General features: G+C 45.7%; 18 protein-coding genes, 8 tRNA genes and 1 rRNA gene. 26 read left to right on the top strand and 1 reads right to left on the bottom strand.

The window, feature by feature from the left end:
* Positions 1-15 precede the first annotated feature (15 nt).
* Positions 16-495, top strand: a complete 480-nt coding sequence (locus ACRC6Q_RS13550) for a PH domain-containing protein (protein WP_223636859.1) — start codon at positions 16-18, stop codon at positions 493-495.
* A complete protein-coding gene (locus ACRC6Q_RS13545; RefSeq protein WP_431467000.1) occupies positions 488-1,999 on the top strand; it encodes a PH domain-containing protein in 1,512 nt (503 codons plus the stop codon). Before ACRC6Q_RS13550 ends, ACRC6Q_RS13545 begins: the two co-directional genes overlap by 8 nt.
* Positions 2,000-2,056: 57 nt before the next feature.
* Here the strand turns inward: ACRC6Q_RS13545 and ACRC6Q_RS13540 are convergent, their stop codons facing one another.
* The gene (locus ACRC6Q_RS13540; protein WP_223636856.1) at positions 2,057-2,665 is read right to left on the bottom strand and encodes a rhomboid family intramembrane serine protease; all 609 of its coding nucleotides are present in this window, start codon (positions 2,663-2,665) and stop codon (positions 2,057-2,059) included.
* A 68-nt stretch (positions 2,666-2,733) separates the two neighbouring features.
* Here ACRC6Q_RS13540 and acpS point away from each other — a divergent pair, with 68 nt between their 5' ends.
* The 24 genes from acpS to ACRC6Q_RS13420 form a co-directional block, all read left to right on the top strand.
* Positions 2,734-3,087 (top strand): holo-ACP synthase, encoded by a 354-nt coding sequence (gene acpS / locus ACRC6Q_RS13535; protein WP_223636853.1) that lies wholly within the window; start codon positions 2,734-2,736, stop codon positions 3,085-3,087.
* A gap of 15 nt (positions 3,088-3,102) precedes the next feature.
* On the top strand, positions 3,103-4,260 hold the full coding sequence (alr, locus tag ACRC6Q_RS13530) for an alanine racemase (RefSeq protein WP_431466807.1): 1,158 nt from the start codon (positions 3,103-3,105) through the stop codon (positions 4,258-4,260).
* 43 nt (positions 4,261-4,303) lie between these two features.
* Positions 4,304-4,588, top strand: a complete 285-nt coding sequence (locus tag ACRC6Q_RS13525; protein ID WP_142827252.1) for a transcriptional regulator — start codon at positions 4,304-4,306, stop codon at positions 4,586-4,588.
* A gap of 4 nt (positions 4,589-4,592) precedes the next feature.
* Positions 4,593-4,943, top strand: coding sequence for a type II toxin-antitoxin system PemK/MazF family toxin (locus ACRC6Q_RS13520; protein WP_008432415.1), 351 nt, complete (start codon positions 4,593-4,595; stop codon positions 4,941-4,943).
* A gap of 170 nt (positions 4,944-5,113) precedes the next feature.
* Positions 5,114-5,941, top strand: coding sequence for an RsbT co-antagonist protein RsbRA (locus tag ACRC6Q_RS13515; RefSeq protein ID WP_223636848.1), 828 nt, complete (start codon positions 5,114-5,116; stop codon positions 5,939-5,941).
* A complete protein-coding gene (locus ACRC6Q_RS13510; RefSeq protein ID WP_008432419.1) occupies positions 5,941-6,303 on the top strand; it encodes an STAS domain-containing protein in 363 nt (120 codons plus the stop codon). The genes ACRC6Q_RS13515 and ACRC6Q_RS13510 overlap by 1 nt, the downstream gene beginning before the upstream one ends.
* Positions 6,304-6,305: 2 nt before the next feature.
* Positions 6,306-6,707, top strand: a complete 402-nt coding sequence (locus ACRC6Q_RS13505) for an anti-sigma regulatory factor (protein ID WP_146558235.1) — start codon at positions 6,306-6,308, stop codon at positions 6,705-6,707.
* Positions 6,708-6,719: 12 nt separating this feature from the next.
* The gene (locus ACRC6Q_RS13500; protein WP_431466806.1) at positions 6,720-7,721 is read left to right on the top strand and encodes a PP2C family protein-serine/threonine phosphatase; all 1,002 of its coding nucleotides are present in this window, start codon (positions 6,720-6,722) and stop codon (positions 7,719-7,721) included.
* Between the two features lie 95 nt (positions 7,722-7,816).
* Positions 7,817-8,146, top strand: a complete 330-nt coding sequence (locus tag ACRC6Q_RS13495; RefSeq protein WP_223636844.1) for an anti-sigma factor antagonist — start codon at positions 7,817-7,819, stop codon at positions 8,144-8,146.
* 1 nt (position 8,147) lies between these two features.
* Entirely contained in the window at positions 8,148-8,618 is a 471-nt protein-coding gene (gene rsbW, locus ACRC6Q_RS13490) for an anti-sigma B factor RsbW (protein ID WP_006830181.1), read from the top strand.
* A complete protein-coding gene (sigB, locus tag ACRC6Q_RS13485; RefSeq protein WP_146558232.1) occupies positions 8,596-9,378 on the top strand; it encodes an RNA polymerase sigma factor SigB in 783 nt (260 codons plus the stop codon). The genes rsbW and sigB overlap by 23 nt, the downstream gene beginning before the upstream one ends.
* Entirely contained in the window at positions 9,378-9,977 is a 600-nt protein-coding gene (locus ACRC6Q_RS13480; RefSeq protein ID WP_191715583.1) for a PP2C family serine/threonine-protein phosphatase, read from the top strand. Before sigB ends, ACRC6Q_RS13480 begins: the two co-directional genes overlap by 1 nt.
* A gap of 221 nt (positions 9,978-10,198) precedes the next feature.
* Positions 10,199-11,446, top strand: a complete 1,248-nt coding sequence (locus ACRC6Q_RS13475) for an MFS transporter (protein WP_223636842.1) — start codon at positions 10,199-10,201, stop codon at positions 11,444-11,446.
* Between the two features lie 206 nt (positions 11,447-11,652).
* Positions 11,653-13,818, top strand: coding sequence for a Tex family protein (locus ACRC6Q_RS13470; RefSeq protein WP_431466805.1), 2,166 nt, complete (start codon positions 11,653-11,655; stop codon positions 13,816-13,818).
* Between the two features lie 22 nt (positions 13,819-13,840).
* On the top strand, positions 13,841-14,293 hold the full coding sequence (locus ACRC6Q_RS13465) for a SprT family protein (RefSeq protein WP_223636840.1): 453 nt from the start codon (positions 13,841-13,843) through the stop codon (positions 14,291-14,293).
* A gap of 173 nt (positions 14,294-14,466) precedes the next feature.
* Positions 14,467-14,541, top strand: a tRNA-Asn gene (locus ACRC6Q_RS13460).
* A 5-nt stretch (positions 14,542-14,546) separates the two neighbouring features.
* A tRNA-Glu gene (locus tag ACRC6Q_RS13455) sits at positions 14,547-14,621 on the top strand.
* 192 nt (positions 14,622-14,813) lie between these two features.
* Positions 14,814-14,890, top strand: a tRNA-Met gene (locus tag ACRC6Q_RS13450).
* A gap of 3 nt (positions 14,891-14,893) precedes the next feature.
* Positions 14,894-14,969 (top strand) — tRNA-Asp (locus tag ACRC6Q_RS13445).
* A gap of 7 nt (positions 14,970-14,976) precedes the next feature.
* Positions 14,977-15,051, top strand: a tRNA-Gln gene (locus tag ACRC6Q_RS13440).
* A gap of 109 nt (positions 15,052-15,160) precedes the next feature.
* Positions 15,161-15,246: transfer RNA gene (locus tag ACRC6Q_RS13435), tRNA-Leu, on the top strand.
* Positions 15,247-15,258: 12 nt separating this feature from the next.
* Positions 15,259-15,335, top strand: a tRNA-Arg gene (locus ACRC6Q_RS13430).
* A 26-nt stretch (positions 15,336-15,361) separates the two neighbouring features.
* Positions 15,362-15,435, top strand: a tRNA-Gly gene (locus ACRC6Q_RS13425).
* 167 nt (positions 15,436-15,602) lie between these two features.
* Positions 15,603-15,667, top strand: a 16S ribosomal RNA gene (locus ACRC6Q_RS13420); the annotation flags it as partial.

Here is a 15,667-nt window from a genome sequence, read left to right as displayed (position 1 = left end):
ATTGGAGAGAATAGAATGGACAACCAACCGAAAAATCAAATTTCACGAAAAGGATTAACCGTCTGGCGTGTTTACGGCAGTATGGAAACTGCGGTGATCGCATTGATCGCGATTGGAGCTGGCGTTCTAACGTACTTTTTTGACTGGCCGCAATGGCTGTACGCTGTTTATGCAGCAGTGATTCTGCTATTTGGCTTCCTGTTTATTTACTTGTTTCCAAAAATCCGCTGGCAACGCTGGCGTTATGAGGTGAGGGAGCAGGAAATCGAATTGCAGCATGGCTTATTCATCGTTACCCGGACATTGGTGCCGATGGTGCGTGTTCAGCACGTCGATACGGAACAAGGCCCGATTTTGCGGAAATATGATTTAGCGGAAATATCGATTTCAACAGCGGCAACCACTCATACGATTCCTGCGCTTGTAACAGCGGAAGCAGATGAGCTGAGAGCCAGAATTTCTGTATTGGCAAGGGTGGCGGAAGATGATGTATGAAGAACGTTATAAGCTGCATCCCATTTCGGCATTTCTAAATTTCATCAAAGGCTTAAAAGAATTGATTGTTCCGTTCATCATTATTTTTGGTGTCAATATATTCAGGGACGGCGGAGTCAGTTCGATGTTCAACCAGGGTTGGCAAGGCTTGATTCCGGTAATCGTGGGCAGTGTTGTACTGGTCTTCCTGCTGATTGGTGGAATCATCAAGTGGAAACGTTTTGTCTACTGGTTTGAGGACGGGGAATTGCGCATTGAATACGGCCTTTTTGTAAAGAAAAAAAGGTATATACCTTTTGACCGGATCCAGAGCCTGAATTATACTGAAGGCATTTTTCACCGGCCGCTCGGTTTGGTGAAAGTGAAAGTGGAGACTGGCGGCTCAGGTAAGGTCGGCCAGGCCGAAGCCGAATTGACGGCTATTTCGCGCGAAGATGCAGACCGTATCGAAAATGAAATGGAGAAAGCAAAACACCAGCTTCCCGAAGAAAGCGTTGCAGTAATGGGACCGGTGGAACAAGTGGAAGCACCGCCTAAAAAAGAGGCACAGGTACTTTACCGCATGTCCATGAAGGAACTATTGATTCTTGCAACAACTTCTGGAGGGATTGGGGTCGTGATTTCAGCAGTTGCGATTTTCCTTTCCCAGTTTTCAGAACTGATTCCGTATGATGCGATTTACGAGGAAGTCATGCTGTTTCTGCGTTTTGGTGCATTGATTGTCGCGTTGACCATCTTTTTTGTGTTATTGATTGCTTGGATCATTTCGGTCATTATGACCATCGTGGCGAATTACCAATTTACCATCCAGCGTGATGAGGACCATATCTATATCACCAGGGGATTATTGGAAAAGAAAAAAGTTTCCGTCCCCCTGAAACGCGTTCAAGGCATCAAGATCAGCCAGAACCCTTTGCGTGAGCTTTTCGGATACGCGACAGTATTGGTTGAAAGTGCAGGAGGGTCAATCGGGGACAAAGATGAGAAGATCCGCCTGTTTCCTTTGGTCAAAGCAGATCGGATGATTCCCATCCTGGCTGAGTTGTTTCCTGAGCTGGAATGGACGCCGGAATTGGTCAAGGCACCGAAGCGCAGCGTCCACTTTTTCTATCGTCTGGATTTGCTTTGGCTGTCGCCAGTATTTGCTGCGGTAGGCTATTTCTTCTATCCGTACGGCCTGTTTGCATTGATTTTTGTGCCGATCATTGTCGCCATCGGAATCTGGCAGCACCGGACAGTGGGGTATGCGCTGGGAGAACGTCAATTGACGATGCAATTCAGAGGGCTCAGCAAACACCAATTCTTTATGCTGAAGAAGCGGGTGCAGGTTGTTCAAGTGACGCAAAGTTTCTTCCAGCGCCGTAAAGGGATTGCATCGATCAACTCAACGATCAAATCGGGCATGATGGGGGCCACTGCATCAACGCCCCATATGGAAAAAAGCGATGCCAGCCGAATCTTGTCATGGTACGAACCTTCCAGCACCAGAGAAATAAAGGATTGAACACACCCAATTTTTCGCAAAAAAAAAAAGCAGCCGGAATTTTTATTCCGGCTGTCTTTATTTTTTTGCCCGCCAACTGACGATCCGCTTTGGATGGAAATAACTGAGTCCGATTAGGAATCCGGTTATCATTCCAGCGATATGGGCTGTGACATTTACGTTGGGAGTCAAGAAAGTCATGACTATACTAATCACGATAATTGGGAGTATAATTTGTTTTAGCTGAGGCAGAGCGCGTCCGCCGTAATACACCAATGCGCCGAATGCGCCAAACACTCCGAAAATCGCACCGCTTGCTCCTACGTGGGCATAATCGAGCGGCTGCAAAAAGTAGGTGGCCGCTGAAGCAAAGAATCCTGCCAGCAGGTAGATCGTGATGAAGCGGACTTTACCGGTTAAACGTTCCAATTCAGGTCCGAACAGGAACAGTGAAAACATATTAAACAGCAAATGCATCAATCCGCCATGCAGGAACATCGGTGTAAAGAAACGCCACCATTGGCCTTCTGCAATGTAGAAGTTGGAACCGACACCATAAAAGTAAAGCCATTCACCAAGCAAAGGAAGCCATGTCAGTACATAGACCAACAGATTAAGGGCCATCAAAGTGGAAACAACCGGATACAGGCGCAGGTATTGCTTAAAGCTTTCTGTTCGAATAAACATTTAGTCACCTCTATTTCATATCTTTAATTATACCTGTTACCCGTTTGCGATTGAAAGGAGAAACATTTATGATTACAGGAATCGGGTTGGATATCGTTGAATTGTCACGGATCCAGCGATTGGATGCGAAATCAGCGAAATTTCGTGAGCGTGTATTAACACAATCCGAGCACGCTGAATACATTCAGTTAACTGCTGCAAGAAAAGTTGAATTTCTGGCTGGCCGCTTTGCAGCCAAAGAAGCGTTCTCCAAAGCGAAGGGAACGGGAATTGGCGGAGCCTGTTCTTTTCAGGACATTGAAATCCGGAAAGACAGCAAAGGCAAGCCTTCCGTTTACTTTCAGAACAAGGAAACGGGTCTGGTCTCCATTACGCATTCAAAGGAATTTGCAGCAGCGCAAGTTCTTTTACAAACAAATTAACTGGGTGGTGTTACGATGACAGAATATTATCGTCCGACAAAAGCAGTCATTGATTTAGGTGCAATCAAAAAGAATTTAACCGCTTTTCAGGAAAGAAGCAAGGATGCTGAAGTGATCGCAGTAATAAAAGCGGATGCTTACGGGCATGGTGTTTTGGAAGTGGCGAAGACGGCGATTGAAAATGGTGTCCGCTTGCTGGCCGTGGCAACCCCGGATGAAGCTCTTTTTCTGAGGGAAGAGGGCATCGACACGGAATTGCTGGTCCTTGGGGCGACTCCACCGAATTTCATCCCGGTCGCGCAGCAGCATAATATTATCGTTACGGCTGTTTCTCTTGATTGGCTGTCTATGGCGGCAACCCAGTTGGCGCCTGATCTGAATGCATTGAAGATCCATTTGAAGGTGGATACCGGAATGAGGCGCATCGGCATCCAATTGGACGAGGTGGATGAAGCCTTCGGTTTTATTGCTGATCATGATTTTGATTTTAAAGGCATTTTCACTCATTTTGCCACAGCGGATGAAGAGGATTCTTCGTTGTTCAGCCGACAAGTGGGCGCTATGAATAGCGTAATCGATAAATTGGATGATCCTTCCGTCATGGTCCATGTCTCCAATAGCGCAGCGGCCATCATGCATCCGGAATTGTCCTGTGACGCGGTGCGCGTAGGAATTTCATTGTACGGCATCGCGCCATCCCCTTATGTAGGCAAGGAAATGCCATTTGAACTCCATCCGGCGCTTAGCTTGGAAACGGAAATCATCCATGTGAAAAAAGTGAAAGCTGGTGAAGGGCTGAGCTACGGGGCGACTTACCATGCCGAACAGGACGAATGGATTGCAACCTTGCCCATCGGTTATGCGGACGGCATGCTCCGGGGACTGCAGGGGCAGGAAGTTTTAGTGAGAGGACAGCGCGTGCCGATTGTAGGCCGGATTTGCATGGATCAATGCATGATTCGGCTTTCTGAAAAATTACCAATCGGAGAAAAAGTGCAACTGATCGGCGCACAGGGCGGACAGCGTATTTACATCGACGAATGGGCGCGCAGGCTGGATACGATCCCTTATGAAATCCCGTGTATTTTAACAAAACGGGTGCCTCGGGTATACTCGGACAGCACCAAAGTTTCCGATTTACCTTTTCAGGAGCCCGATACAATGTTAAGATGAGAAAGATAAAGGCAGAAGAACGGGATTTTCGGAGGTGTCGGCTGTGTACGAGAAGTCAAAGACAAAAGAAGTGGTTGTAAAGTTACCAAAACAATTTATTTCGGAGTTGACAACTCATTCAGATGAACGTGTTCAAGAAAGTGGAGATTATATTTACGTTTCCACGCACCGGGTGACTAAGAACCTGTACGACTCATATCATATTCGGGAAGCGATGATCAAGGGCTACGTGGAGATGTCACAGATCAATCTATCGATTGCTTGTGAATGTTCTCACGCTGAGTACGAAGCGGAGCACACGACAGTGCGACTCGTAAGCGGAGGGTGACAACTTGATTGTAAAACGCGGGGATGTTTTTTTTGCAGAATTATCACCGGTCGTCGGGTCTGAGCAAGGCGGGACCCGTCCTGTCCTGGTGATTCAAAACGATATAGGCAATCGTTTCAGTCCTACTGTAATCATTGCTGCAATTACTGCGCAGATTCAAAAAGCCAAATTGCCGACTCACGTAGAGATCAATGCCAAGAAGTATGGCTTTGAACGTGATTCAGTCATTCTGCTTGAACAATTGCGGACTATTGATAAGTCTCGGCTGACCGATAAAATCACCCAACTTGATGACACGTTGATGGAAAAAGTAGACGAGGCACTGGAAATCAGTGTTGGCCTAGTAAAATTTTAAGCATACATACTCCTTGAAAGGCACCTTGAGAATTTTTCTCGAGGTGTCTTTTTTTTCAGAAAATAGACTAGCCGACAAAAAAGATGTGAAAAAAACGAATTTCCGATACAATAAAGAGTAGCAGATAAAATTTAAGATACATAGTGTCGCAGGGAGGGTTTTTAATCCATATGAATAAACAGATGGCTCAATATATACAGGGCAATTTAACTGAAATTATTTCACAATGGCAAGAAAAAATGAAGAACGAGAAAGATGAACGTTCTTTTCAGGTGATGCCCACAGAGTTGATGAATCAGACAAGCCATGAATTCGCTGAATTGATGATATCCAATTTGCTGGAAAGCCATCAAGCATATGAAAGCCGATTAATCGATTTTGCGGAAAAGGTAGTTCGCCTTGGTTGGTCCATTACATTCGTTACGAAAGCAATCAATCATTTCGCTGAAATCGTCTATGAAGGCATGACCAAAGAAGGCATTATTAACGAAAGTAATATTGCCGCATTTGTAGAAGAGTTCAACAAATGGATCTCGCCGATCCGCGACAGCACCATCGAGGCATACTCCAAGACATGGGAACGCACGGTCAGCCTCCAAAAGATCGCGTTGCAGGAACTTTCAGCATCGCTTATTCCGGTTTTTGAGAAAGTCTCGGTCATGCCGCTTGTCGGAACAATTGATACAGAACGGGCGAAATTGATTATGGAGAACCTGTTGGAAGGTGTCGTCAAACATCGGGCAGAAGTTGTGTTGCTCGATATCACCGGTGTACCGGTAGTGGACACAATGGTCGCCCATCACATTATCCAGGCAGCAGATGCTGTGCGTCTTGTTGGAGCGAAATGCATGCTTGTCGGAATTCGACCTGAGATTGCCCAGACGATTGTCACGCTCGGCATCAACCTGAACGACTTTACGACAACAAGCACTTTGCAGCGAGGCGTGGAACAGGCATTGGCTTGGACAAACCGAAAAATTGTGGAGGTTGAGGACTGATGAATTTTAGAATTCCAATTTTAAAGTTAAGAGATACATTGATTGTTTCCATCCAATGGGAGCTTGACGACCAGACAGCTCTTCAATTTCAAGAGGATTTACTGACCAAACTGCATGAAACAAGTGCGCGAGGTGTCGTGATTGATTTGACTTCCATTGATTTCATCGACTCATTTATCGCGAAAGTTCTGGGAGACGTCATCAGTATGTCAAGCCTGATGGGGGCCCGAGTAGTCATTACCGGTATCCAGCCAGCAGTTGCTATCACTTTGATCGAGTTAGGAATTCGACTTGAAGACGTTATGACAGCACTGGATTTAGAAAATGGTTTAGATAAACTTCAATTGGAATTGGAGGCTTAAAAATGAGCGACCAGTCCTCGGTGGAAATTTTGACAGAATGGGATATTGTAGCTGCAAGACAACTCGGACGCAATGTAGCGAAAGAGCTTGGCTTTGGCACAGTTGACCAGGCCCGTATTACGACGGCCATCAGCGAGCTTGCCCGCAATATTTACTTATATGCCGGAAAAGGCAGAATCGAAATTCAACAATTAACGGAAAATGGCGTGAAAGGAATCCTGATCATAGCTGCAGACAGCGGTCCGGGAATTCCAGATATCCGCAAAGTCATGGAAGACGGTTTTACGACTTCCGGTGGACTAGGGGCGGGACTGCCAGGTGTCAAACGATTAATGGACGACTTTAAAATCGAAACGATATTAGGCGAAGGTACAGATATAAGAGCTACCAAGTGGCTTCGTTAGGGGGAACACCCAATGGCTCAAGAAATTGAGAATCAGTATAAAGAGATTCTAAATGAATACATGAAAAAACAGACTGAACAAAATCTGTATGTCGGCCAAAATTTCAGCCGGCAGCTGATTTTAGAGAATATCGCGCCTGAAGAAGTCATCAGCATGCACAAAGCGGCGATTCAAGAACTGTATGGTGAGTTGCCGGATGTTGTGTGGCATTCTTTTGATTTTCTGATTGAAATGATGATCAATTATGGCTTGGCGCTTCAGGAGCGGCAAAGTCTCCTGAAACAGCAGGAAGAGCTGAAAGTGGAAATGGATCTTGCTGCCAACGTTCAGGAAACGTTGTTGAAAACCAAATTACCCCTACTGGAAGGTTTGGATATCGGCCTTCTCTCTATCCCTGCGCGAAAAATGAACGGGGATTATATTTATTTTGTCAGTGATCATGATGGCTATGCCGGGGTGGCGGTTGCGGATGTAATCGGCAAAGGCCTTCCGGCTGCTCTTTGCATGTCTATGATTAAATTCGGTATGGATAGCTTGAGCAGCACCCACGCACTTCCGAAAGACGTCTTGAGCGTCATCAATCGGATTGTAGAAAAAAGTGTCGATGATTCGATGTTCGTGTCCATGTTCTACGGCAATTACGATGCCAAGCAAGCGCGCTTGACTTACGGATCAGCTGGGCATGAACCGGCTATCTTGTATCGTGCCAAGGACCAAGAGTTCAGCGAACTGTTTGCAAAAGGGTTGCTGCTGGGTGTATCTCCAGCCGCTGTCTATGAAGAGCATACTGTCGATCTCGAAAAAGGCGACCTGGTGATCATGATGACTGATGGCGTGACGGAAGGCCGGAACGAAGAAGGTTTTATCGAGCGTGAGGTTATTTTTGAATTGATTGAGCAGAAGAAAGACGAGCCTGCACAAACCATTGTGCAATATGTCTATGATGAGCTTGAACGCATGCAAAATGCGCAGTTCCAAGATGACTTTACTTTGGTGATATACAAAAAAGTGTAGTAGCAGGTTTAACTATGGGTCAAATGTGGTATTAATGCTTAGAACAGCTTTTTTTAAGCGGGATTGAATTTTAAAAAACGGGGTGTCGAAATACAATGAATATTCAAGTGGATTTAACTGAATCGGACAATATTCTTGAGGGCTTTGTACGCGGAGAAATTGATGCGCATACTGCACCGGTCCTACGGGAAAAACTAGAAACTTATCAGAATCACCAAGGATTGAAAGCAGAGTTGGATCTTTCCGACGTTAATTATATGGATAGTACAGGATTGGGAGTTTTTGTGGCTTTTTATAAATCGGTCAATTCAAATGGCGGACACGTAAAGTTAAAAGGGCTCTCTGCGCGATTAAAACGGCTTTTCGATATTACAGGTTTAGGAGATATTATGGATATCGAATCAGTCGGGAAGGGTGGTAACTGATATGCGTCCTTTCGATTATGTAGAAATGAGAGTTCCTGCCAAATCCCAATACGTTGGTGTCGCAAGACTCACCATTTCAGGATTGGCCAGCCGTATCGGATTTTCGTTCGATGATATAGAGGATTTGAAAATTGCTTCGAGTGAAGCGGTGACCAATGCAGTCCAGCATGCTTATGCAGAAGGCGAAGAAGGCGAAGTTGTCATTGGCTGTGCCTTGTATGAAGACAAGATCGAGATTATGGTAGCGGATCATGGACAAAGCTTTAACTTCGAAGAAACTAAAGCAAAAGTGGGCCCTTATCATGACCAAGAAGAAGGTGCTTTTCTTCGTGAAGGAGGTCTCGGCTTGTATTTGATTGAAACATTGATGGATGAAGTCAAAGTTCATCATCAAGAAGGAGTGACAATCTTCATGACAAAGCATGTTGAAGGAGAGCAGGTGGAAAAGGATGTCGAAACAGTCTCATCCTAATCAGCCTACTAAAGAGCAGGTGCTTGAGTGGATTGAAGCTTATCAAAAGACAGAAGATGAAGAAGCCCAAACAAATCTAGTGTTGAATTACAAGCGTCTTGTCGAGTCCATTGCACGAAAATACTCTAATGGTAAATCTTACCACGAGGACATTGCGCAAGTGGGCATGCTTGGGCTTTTAGGCGCAATCAGACGTTATGACCCTTCATATGGCCGTAGCTTTGAAGCTTTTGCCGTGCCTACGATCATCGGTGAAATCAAACGCTTTTTACGCGATAAGACATGGGCAATCCATGTACCGCGGCGCATTAAGGAATTGGGACCCCGTATTAAAGCGACGGTGGAAGTGCTGACGACAGAGCTTCAACGTTCGCCGCAAGTATGGGAAATCGCTGAATATTTGGATGTCGAAGAAGACGATGTGCTGGAAGCGATGGAAATGGGCAAAAGCTATCAGGCACTTTCAATGGACCACTCTTTGGAGGCGGATTCAGATGGCAGTACCGTCACATTGTTTGACGTAGTAGGCCAGGAAGATGATGGTTACGAGAAAGCGGATCAGCGCATGCTTGTAGCTGAAGCGATGAATGTGCTTTCAGAACGGGAAAAGCAGATCATCCAATTCACTTACATAGAGCAGCTGAGCCAAAAAGAAGCCGGAGATAAACTCGGAATTTCTCAAATGCACGTTTCCCGTTTGCAAAGAAAAGCCATTAAGAAATTGCAGGAAGCTATTTTAGCGGCTGGTGGGGTTTCGTAGTGGAGAAAATTCAGCATAGTTTTGTAGATGCTTTTATTTTCAACGAAGCAAAAAAAGGAAATCATGAATCCGGTGACAGCTACCATACTGTATTGACGGACGATTATTTCATTTGCTCCGTAGCCGATGGATTAGGGAGTGGGCCTGTGGCGCGTGAATCGTCTCAAGTCATTCCTCAAATTTTACGTGAATACCATCATGAAACAATCGATCAATTAATGTATCGTTTTAACGGATTAATGCTCCAGAAGCGGGGAGCTGCCGTGGCTATCTTTAAAGTCGATTTCAATAAAAAGACGCTTGAATACAGCTGTGTCGGCAACATCCGGTTTTATCTGTACCGTAAAGCTACGGATGAAATCATCTACCCGTTGCCGGTCATGGGTTATTTATCAGGGCGTCCGCAAAAACTGCGTACTCAGCTTTACACATACGTGGAGGACGATTTGTTTCTGATCCATTCCGATGGAGTGGATTTAAGAAATCCGAAAGCCATGATGCGAAAAGCTGCGGTACCGGAACAACTATACCGCGACATATTGGCATCTATCCAAACAGGTGACGATGCCACATTCATAACAGGAAGCCTTCTCAAATGAGATGGCCTCTTTTTTTTTTTGCCTAAAATGAAGATGAAAACCGAATAAGTTTATTTAAAATTCTGAAAAAATCAGAAGGTATTTATTCTATAATTTGAAAGCGCTTTCTCATACAATTCAATTAGTGCAAAAACAGAGCTGAAAGGGGATGGCGAAGGGAGCGCGCTGAAAGAGCTGCTGGTGGGAGTAAAAAGAATGGACAAATCGAGGGGGTTGACAGAATGGCAAAAATTAAAAAAGGGTTAAGTTATGAAACTGTATTGGTCATGCTCTTTTTCGTCGCATGGGGTTTTCTTTATTTGGATAGACAGGCAATTTCTATGCTGATGCCTTTTATCATCGAAGACATCGCTTTGACGAACACAAAAATCGGTCAAATCAATATGTGGCAAACCATAGGATTTGCGCTGGCAGCTCCAACGTTTGCGATTCTCTCAGATCGCTTAGGGCATAAAAAAACGATCTTGTTCTGGGCGATGATCGTCACGTCTGTATTGGCGCTTTTGACGATGTTTGCAGAAACCTACACGTTTATGTTGATTGTCCGTACCTTGCTGGGTGCGAGTGAAGGGGTTATTCTTCCGATTTCGCTTTCACTATTGGCTTCTGTTTCGCGTCCGACGACATTGGGGCGCAATATGGGTTTGGTGTATGCAGGAGCTGCAGTCATCGGCGTCGCGATTGGTCCGTTGGTTGTGACGCAGTTGGGTGAATTGGTTGGTTGGCGTTACGCATTCCTGTTTGTCAGTATTCCGAGTTTTGTAGTAGCTTTGCTGATGCTTCGTTTTGTGAAGCCGCCTGAAGCTGTCGTGAAAACTGAAGCGGTTACTGCTTTCAATGTAAGCACTATCTATAACAGTGTGAAAAACCGCAATATCCTGATCTGTATTCTCATCAGTATTTTCTGTATGGGTGCCATGTGGACATTCAATGCATTCTTGCCACTCTATTTGACGCAAGTGAGTTTGCTATCTAATACCCAAATGGGCTTGGTCTTTTCGCTCTTTGGATTGTTGACCATCATCTGGCAAGTATTCATTCCTTATTCTTCCGATAAAATCGGCAGAAAACCGGCAATGTCTGGCTATCTGGCAATGGCGATGGTGACCCCGCTCGTCTTGTTCATCTTTCCGCAATCTGCCGTAAGCCTGGTGGTTCTGGTGTTGTTTGGTGGAATCATTCTCGCCATGAACACGCTTTACCAAAGCATCATACCGGTTGAAAGTGTGCCCGTTGCCGTCATGGCTACGGCCAATGCGCTCATCATGGGGATCGGTGAATTGGTAGGGGCCTTCTCGATCGGCTTGTCCGGTGTACTGGCAGACTCTTTTGGATTGACTGCTGTTATGGTCGTCATTCCGATTTCTTATCTGATCGCATTCCTTATTTCGTTCGGATTGATTGAAACGCTGAAAGGCAAGGCGGCGCGAAAAGAACCGGGATTGGTCGAAGTTCCGACTGAGACTTGAGTGGAGAAGTACTGGGAAAAGGTCGGCTCGTTTACAGTGAGAGCTGGCCATTTCAATAAATGAATAGAATAGCCGACAAAAAAGAAGCCTTCTTTCAAGAGAGGCTTCTTTTTTATGTTCTCCTGTAAATGCCCGTCGAATCAACACGGCTGCTTCCGCTTTTCTGTATGTGTTAAAATAGAAAGGAACTGAAGGGAAGTGTCTAGATGGAAATGCAGCAGATTCATACATTAATCGCTAAAGAAACGGGTGTGCGAAACAATCAGGTCGCGCAAGTCATCGCATTGATTGAAGATGGCAACACCGTGCCGTTTATTGCCCGTTACCGTAAAGAGGCAACCGGATCTTTGGATGAAGTGCAGATTAAAGCGATCGATGACCGGTATACATACATTCAGAACTTAGAGCAGCGGAAAATAGATGTTATCCGTTCCATAACGGAACAGGAAAAGCTGACAGATGAACTGGAAAAGGCGATTCACAATGCCACAGTCCTGCAGCGCGTTGAAGATTTATACCGGCCATACAAGCAAAAACGGAGAACCAAAGCGACCATCGCAAAAGAAAAAGGCCTCCAGCCGTTAGCGGATTGGCTGATGGAGCCTGGCGATGAAAAACTGGCAGGTAAAGCACAGTCATTCGTAAATGAAGAGGCAGGTGTCGCGTCAGCTGAAGAAGCCATCCAAGGAGCGCAGGATATCTTGGCGGAATTATTTGCGGATGATCCGGATATCCGCGAAAAAATCCGCTATATGACTCGAAAAGACGGCACAATCGCCACCGTCGCCAAGAAAAATCACGAAGACGAAAAACAGGTCTTCCAAATGTATTATGAATACGAAGAAGCCATCCAGAAAATCGTGCCGCATCGAATTTTGGCAATCAATCGCGGAGAAAAAGAAGATGTGCTGAAAGTTTCCATCCATCCGCCGGACGACCGAATCATAACGTTGATGAAAAACAAATGGATGAAACAGACGCGTTCTACAAGCGAAGTGGTAGCTGCAGCAATTGAAGACAGCTACAAACGGCTGATTCAACCGTCAGTGGAGCGGGAAATCCGGACTGAACTGAGCGAAAAAGGGGAGACCCAGGCGATTCACATTTTCTCGGAGAACCTGCGGAATCTTTTATTGCAGCCACCGATGAAAAACAAAATGGTATTGGGTGTCGACCCTGCATATCGGACAGGCTGCAAACTCGCAGTCATCGATGAAACGGGCAAGTTGCTGGAAGTGGCAGTGATTTATCCGCATCCGCCAAAATCAGACCAAGCTGGTTCGAAGAAAACCATGGAGCGTTTGACATCCAAGTATCCGATTGAGATCATGGCGATCGGCAATGGGACAGCTTCTCGTGAGACCGAGCAGTTTGTTGCAGACTTCCTGTCGGAAACTTCGGCGGATATTTCCTATGTCATCGTTAATGAAGCAGGCGCGAGTGTCTATTCGGCCTCCGATATTGCACGAGCAGAATTTCCAGACTTGAAAGTTGAAGAGCGGAGTGCGGCTTCAATTGCGCGCCGTCTGCAGGATCCATTGTCTGAACTGGTGAAGATCGATCCCAAAGCGGTCGGTGTCGGACAGTATCAACACGATGTTTCCCAGAAGAAATTAGCGGATCAACTGACTTTTGTTGTCGAAACAGCCGTCAATCAGGTCGGCGTCAACGTCAATTCAGCCTCTTCTTCCTTATTGCAGTACGTAGCAGGCTTGAGTAAAACCGTGGCGGAAAACGTCATCAAAGCCCGGGATGAAAATGGCCGCTTTACGTCACGCGTCCAGTTGAAGAAAATCCCGCGCTTAGGAGCGAAAACCTATGAACAGGCAATTGGGTTCCTCCGGATTCCGGAAGGCAAAAATCCGTTGGATGCAACAGGCATTCATCCGGAGAGCTATGATATTGCCGAGAAGCTGTTGAAGCTTGTCGGAGAAGATAAGAAATCTGTCGGAAAAGCCGGTATCTCTGAAAAACTTGAAGCGCTCGAGCTGAAAGAGCTGAGTGAGAATTGGGACGTCGGAGAAATTACCTTAAAAGATATCTTGGATGCGTTGAAGAAACCATTCCGCGATCCGCGTGACGAATTCCCGCAGCCTTTATTGAAAAACGATATTCTGAAAATGGAAGACCTGCTTCCAGGGATGGAAGTGCAGGGAACAGTGCGCAATGTAGTGGATTTTGGCGCATTCGTTGATATCGGTGTGAAGCAGGATGGTTTGGTGCACATCTCGAAATTGAAAAAAGGCTTTGTAAAGCATCCGCTGGAAGTGGTGGCAGTTGGAGACATCGTCACTGCTTGGGTGGAAAAAGTGGAGAAAGACAAAGGACGTATTGCTTTGACGATGCTCCAGCCGAAAGAGCAGACCCTTTAACTTTAAAAATAGGGGAGTTAACATGACGAACGAAGAACTGACAGGACTCATCAAGGAAATCTCATTGACGAGCTTTCACAAGCCATTCCGGCATGAGGGTATTTTCAATGCGAGATTGCGGACCACAGGAGGCAGATACCTGTTAAGATCCCATAATATCGAAATCAATCCAAGCTCCTACGAGAAGTTTGGATATGCTGAGCTTGAAGGCATCATCAAACATGAGCTATGCCATTACCATCTTCATATAGAAGGAAGAGGCTATAAGCACCGTGATCGGGATTTTAGAGAATTGCTGAAGGAAACAGGCTCGCCGCGTTTTTGCTCTACGCTTGAAAACAAGACGAAACGGCGATCGTCCAAGTCTTATGTCTATCAATGTGTAGCATGCGAAACGAATTACAGAAGAAAGATCCGGATGAATACAGAGCGTTACCGATGTGGTCGCTGCTCAGGAAAGCTAATAGCGCAATAACATTCTTAAAGGAAAGTAACTGTCCAACATAGGGCAGTTACTTTTTTTGAATTATTATTCTTCACTGTAGATTCCATAAAGAAAAACAAATAACAAATATAAATGAAAAAGGTATTGACGATTCTCTCAGAGCTCTTTATAATAGAAAAAGTCGACAAGTACTTAAACATTATTCCGAAGTAGCTCAGTGGTAGAGCACCGCACTGTTAATGCGATGGTCGTAGGTTCGAGTCCTACCTTCGGAGCCATTCATGGCCCCTTGGTCAAGCGGTTAAGACACCGCCCTTTCACGGCGGTAACACGGGTTCGAATCCCGTAGGGGTCACCATTTTATAAACAGCAATTAATCTGAAAAGTTATAGTTGGATAACTTCTGTGGTACACTAACATATGAGCCAACAAGTATGAAGAACGAATGATTGCTTTTGGAGATGTTGCAGGCCAGACTTGCTGTCGGCGTAGCCGAAACAAATCTAGGCTGTAAAGTAGCTCTAATGAAAAACAACATCTATATTATTGTCGCGGGGTGGAGCAGTTCGGTAGCTCGTTGGGCTCATAACCCAAAGGTCGCAGGTTCAAATCCTGCCCCCGCAACCAAATGGTCCCGTGGTGTAGCGGTTAACATGCCTGCCTGTCACGCAGGAGATCGCCGGTTCGATCCCGGTCGGGACCGCCATTTTTATTGGGGTATAGCCAAGCGGTAAGGCAACGGGTTTTGATCCCGTCATGCCCTGGTTCGAATCCAGGTACCCCAGCCATTATTTATTATTTAATCGTAACGACGAATGAATTAGAAATTCTAATCTCTCATTGACATTGAAATGGAGATGCAGTATAATAGAATTTGTCCCTAAAAATTAATTCAATGCGGTCGTGGCGGAATGGCAGACGCGCTAGGTTGAGGGCCTAGTGGGAGAAATCCCGTGGAAGTTCGACTCTTCTCGGCCGCACCATAAAGCTCTAATGCGCCCGTAGCTCAATTGGATAGAGTACTTGACTACGAATCAAGCGGTTAGAGGTTCGAGTCCTCTCGGGCGCACCATTATTTTCTTCTTCTATATAATATATGCGGGTGTAGTTTAGTGGTAAAACCTCAGCCTTCCAAGCTGATGATGGGGGTTCGATTCCCCCCACCCGCTCCAATTTTTTAAACCTGAACCTTGAAAACTGAACAGCAAAACGTCAACAAACAGCAACGGCCGCGCAAAACGGCCCGCGCACTTTACTGATCAGCGTTATGCAGATCAAAGCGAACCGTGCGTCTTCGGACGGCGGTACGCCAGCAAGTATTTGAGCAATCAACTACTCTATAATGGAGAGTTTGATCCTGGCTCAGGACGAACGCTGGCGGCGTGCCTAATACATGCAAGTCGA

It is taken from the genome of Planococcus sp. SE5232, from assembly GCF_050686535.1.
In the GTDB taxonomy this organism is placed as follows: domain Bacteria; phylum Bacillota; class Bacilli; order Bacillales_A; family Planococcaceae; genus Planococcus.
This window is presented reverse-complemented; position numbering and strand designations above follow the sequence as displayed.

Excerpts from the sequence above, each read along its gene's own strand:
- ACRC6Q_RS13550 (WP_223636859.1), top strand. The coding sequence starts at position 16 with ATGGACAACCAACCGAAAAATCAAATTTCACGAAAAGGATTAACCGTC.
- ACRC6Q_RS13545 (WP_431467000.1), top strand. The coding sequence starts at position 488 with ATGTATGAAGAACGTTATAAGCTGCATCCCATTTCGGCATTTCTAAAT.
- ACRC6Q_RS13540 (WP_223636856.1), bottom strand. The coding sequence starts at position 2,665 with ATGTTTATTCGAACAGAAAGCTTTAAGCAATACCTGCGCCTGTATCCG.
- acpS (WP_223636853.1), top strand. The coding sequence starts at position 2,734 with ATGATTACAGGAATCGGGTTGGATATCGTTGAATTGTCACGGATCCAG.
- alr (WP_431466807.1), top strand. The coding sequence starts at position 3,103 with ATGACAGAATATTATCGTCCGACAAAAGCAGTCATTGATTTAGGTGCA.
- ACRC6Q_RS13515 (WP_223636848.1), top strand. The coding sequence starts at position 5,114 with ATGAATAAACAGATGGCTCAATATATACAGGGCAATTTAACTGAAATT.
- ACRC6Q_RS13510 (WP_008432419.1), top strand. The coding sequence starts at position 5,941 with ATGAATTTTAGAATTCCAATTTTAAAGTTAAGAGATACATTGATTGTT.
- ACRC6Q_RS13505 (WP_146558235.1), top strand. The coding sequence starts at position 6,306 with ATGAGCGACCAGTCCTCGGTGGAAATTTTGACAGAATGGGATATTGTA.
- ACRC6Q_RS13500 (WP_431466806.1), top strand. The coding sequence starts at position 6,720 with ATGGCTCAAGAAATTGAGAATCAGTATAAAGAGATTCTAAATGAATAC.
- ACRC6Q_RS13495 (WP_223636844.1), top strand. The coding sequence starts at position 7,817 with ATGAATATTCAAGTGGATTTAACTGAATCGGACAATATTCTTGAGGGC.
- rsbW (WP_006830181.1), top strand. The coding sequence starts at position 8,148 with ATGCGTCCTTTCGATTATGTAGAAATGAGAGTTCCTGCCAAATCCCAA.
- sigB (WP_146558232.1), top strand. The coding sequence starts at position 8,596 with ATGTCGAAACAGTCTCATCCTAATCAGCCTACTAAAGAGCAGGTGCTT.
- ACRC6Q_RS13475 (WP_223636842.1), top strand. The coding sequence starts at position 10,199 with ATGGCAAAAATTAAAAAAGGGTTAAGTTATGAAACTGTATTGGTCATG.
- ACRC6Q_RS13470 (WP_431466805.1), top strand. The coding sequence starts at position 11,653 with ATGGAAATGCAGCAGATTCATACATTAATCGCTAAAGAAACGGGTGTG.
- ACRC6Q_RS13465 (WP_223636840.1), top strand. The coding sequence starts at position 13,841 with ATGACGAACGAAGAACTGACAGGACTCATCAAGGAAATCTCATTGACG.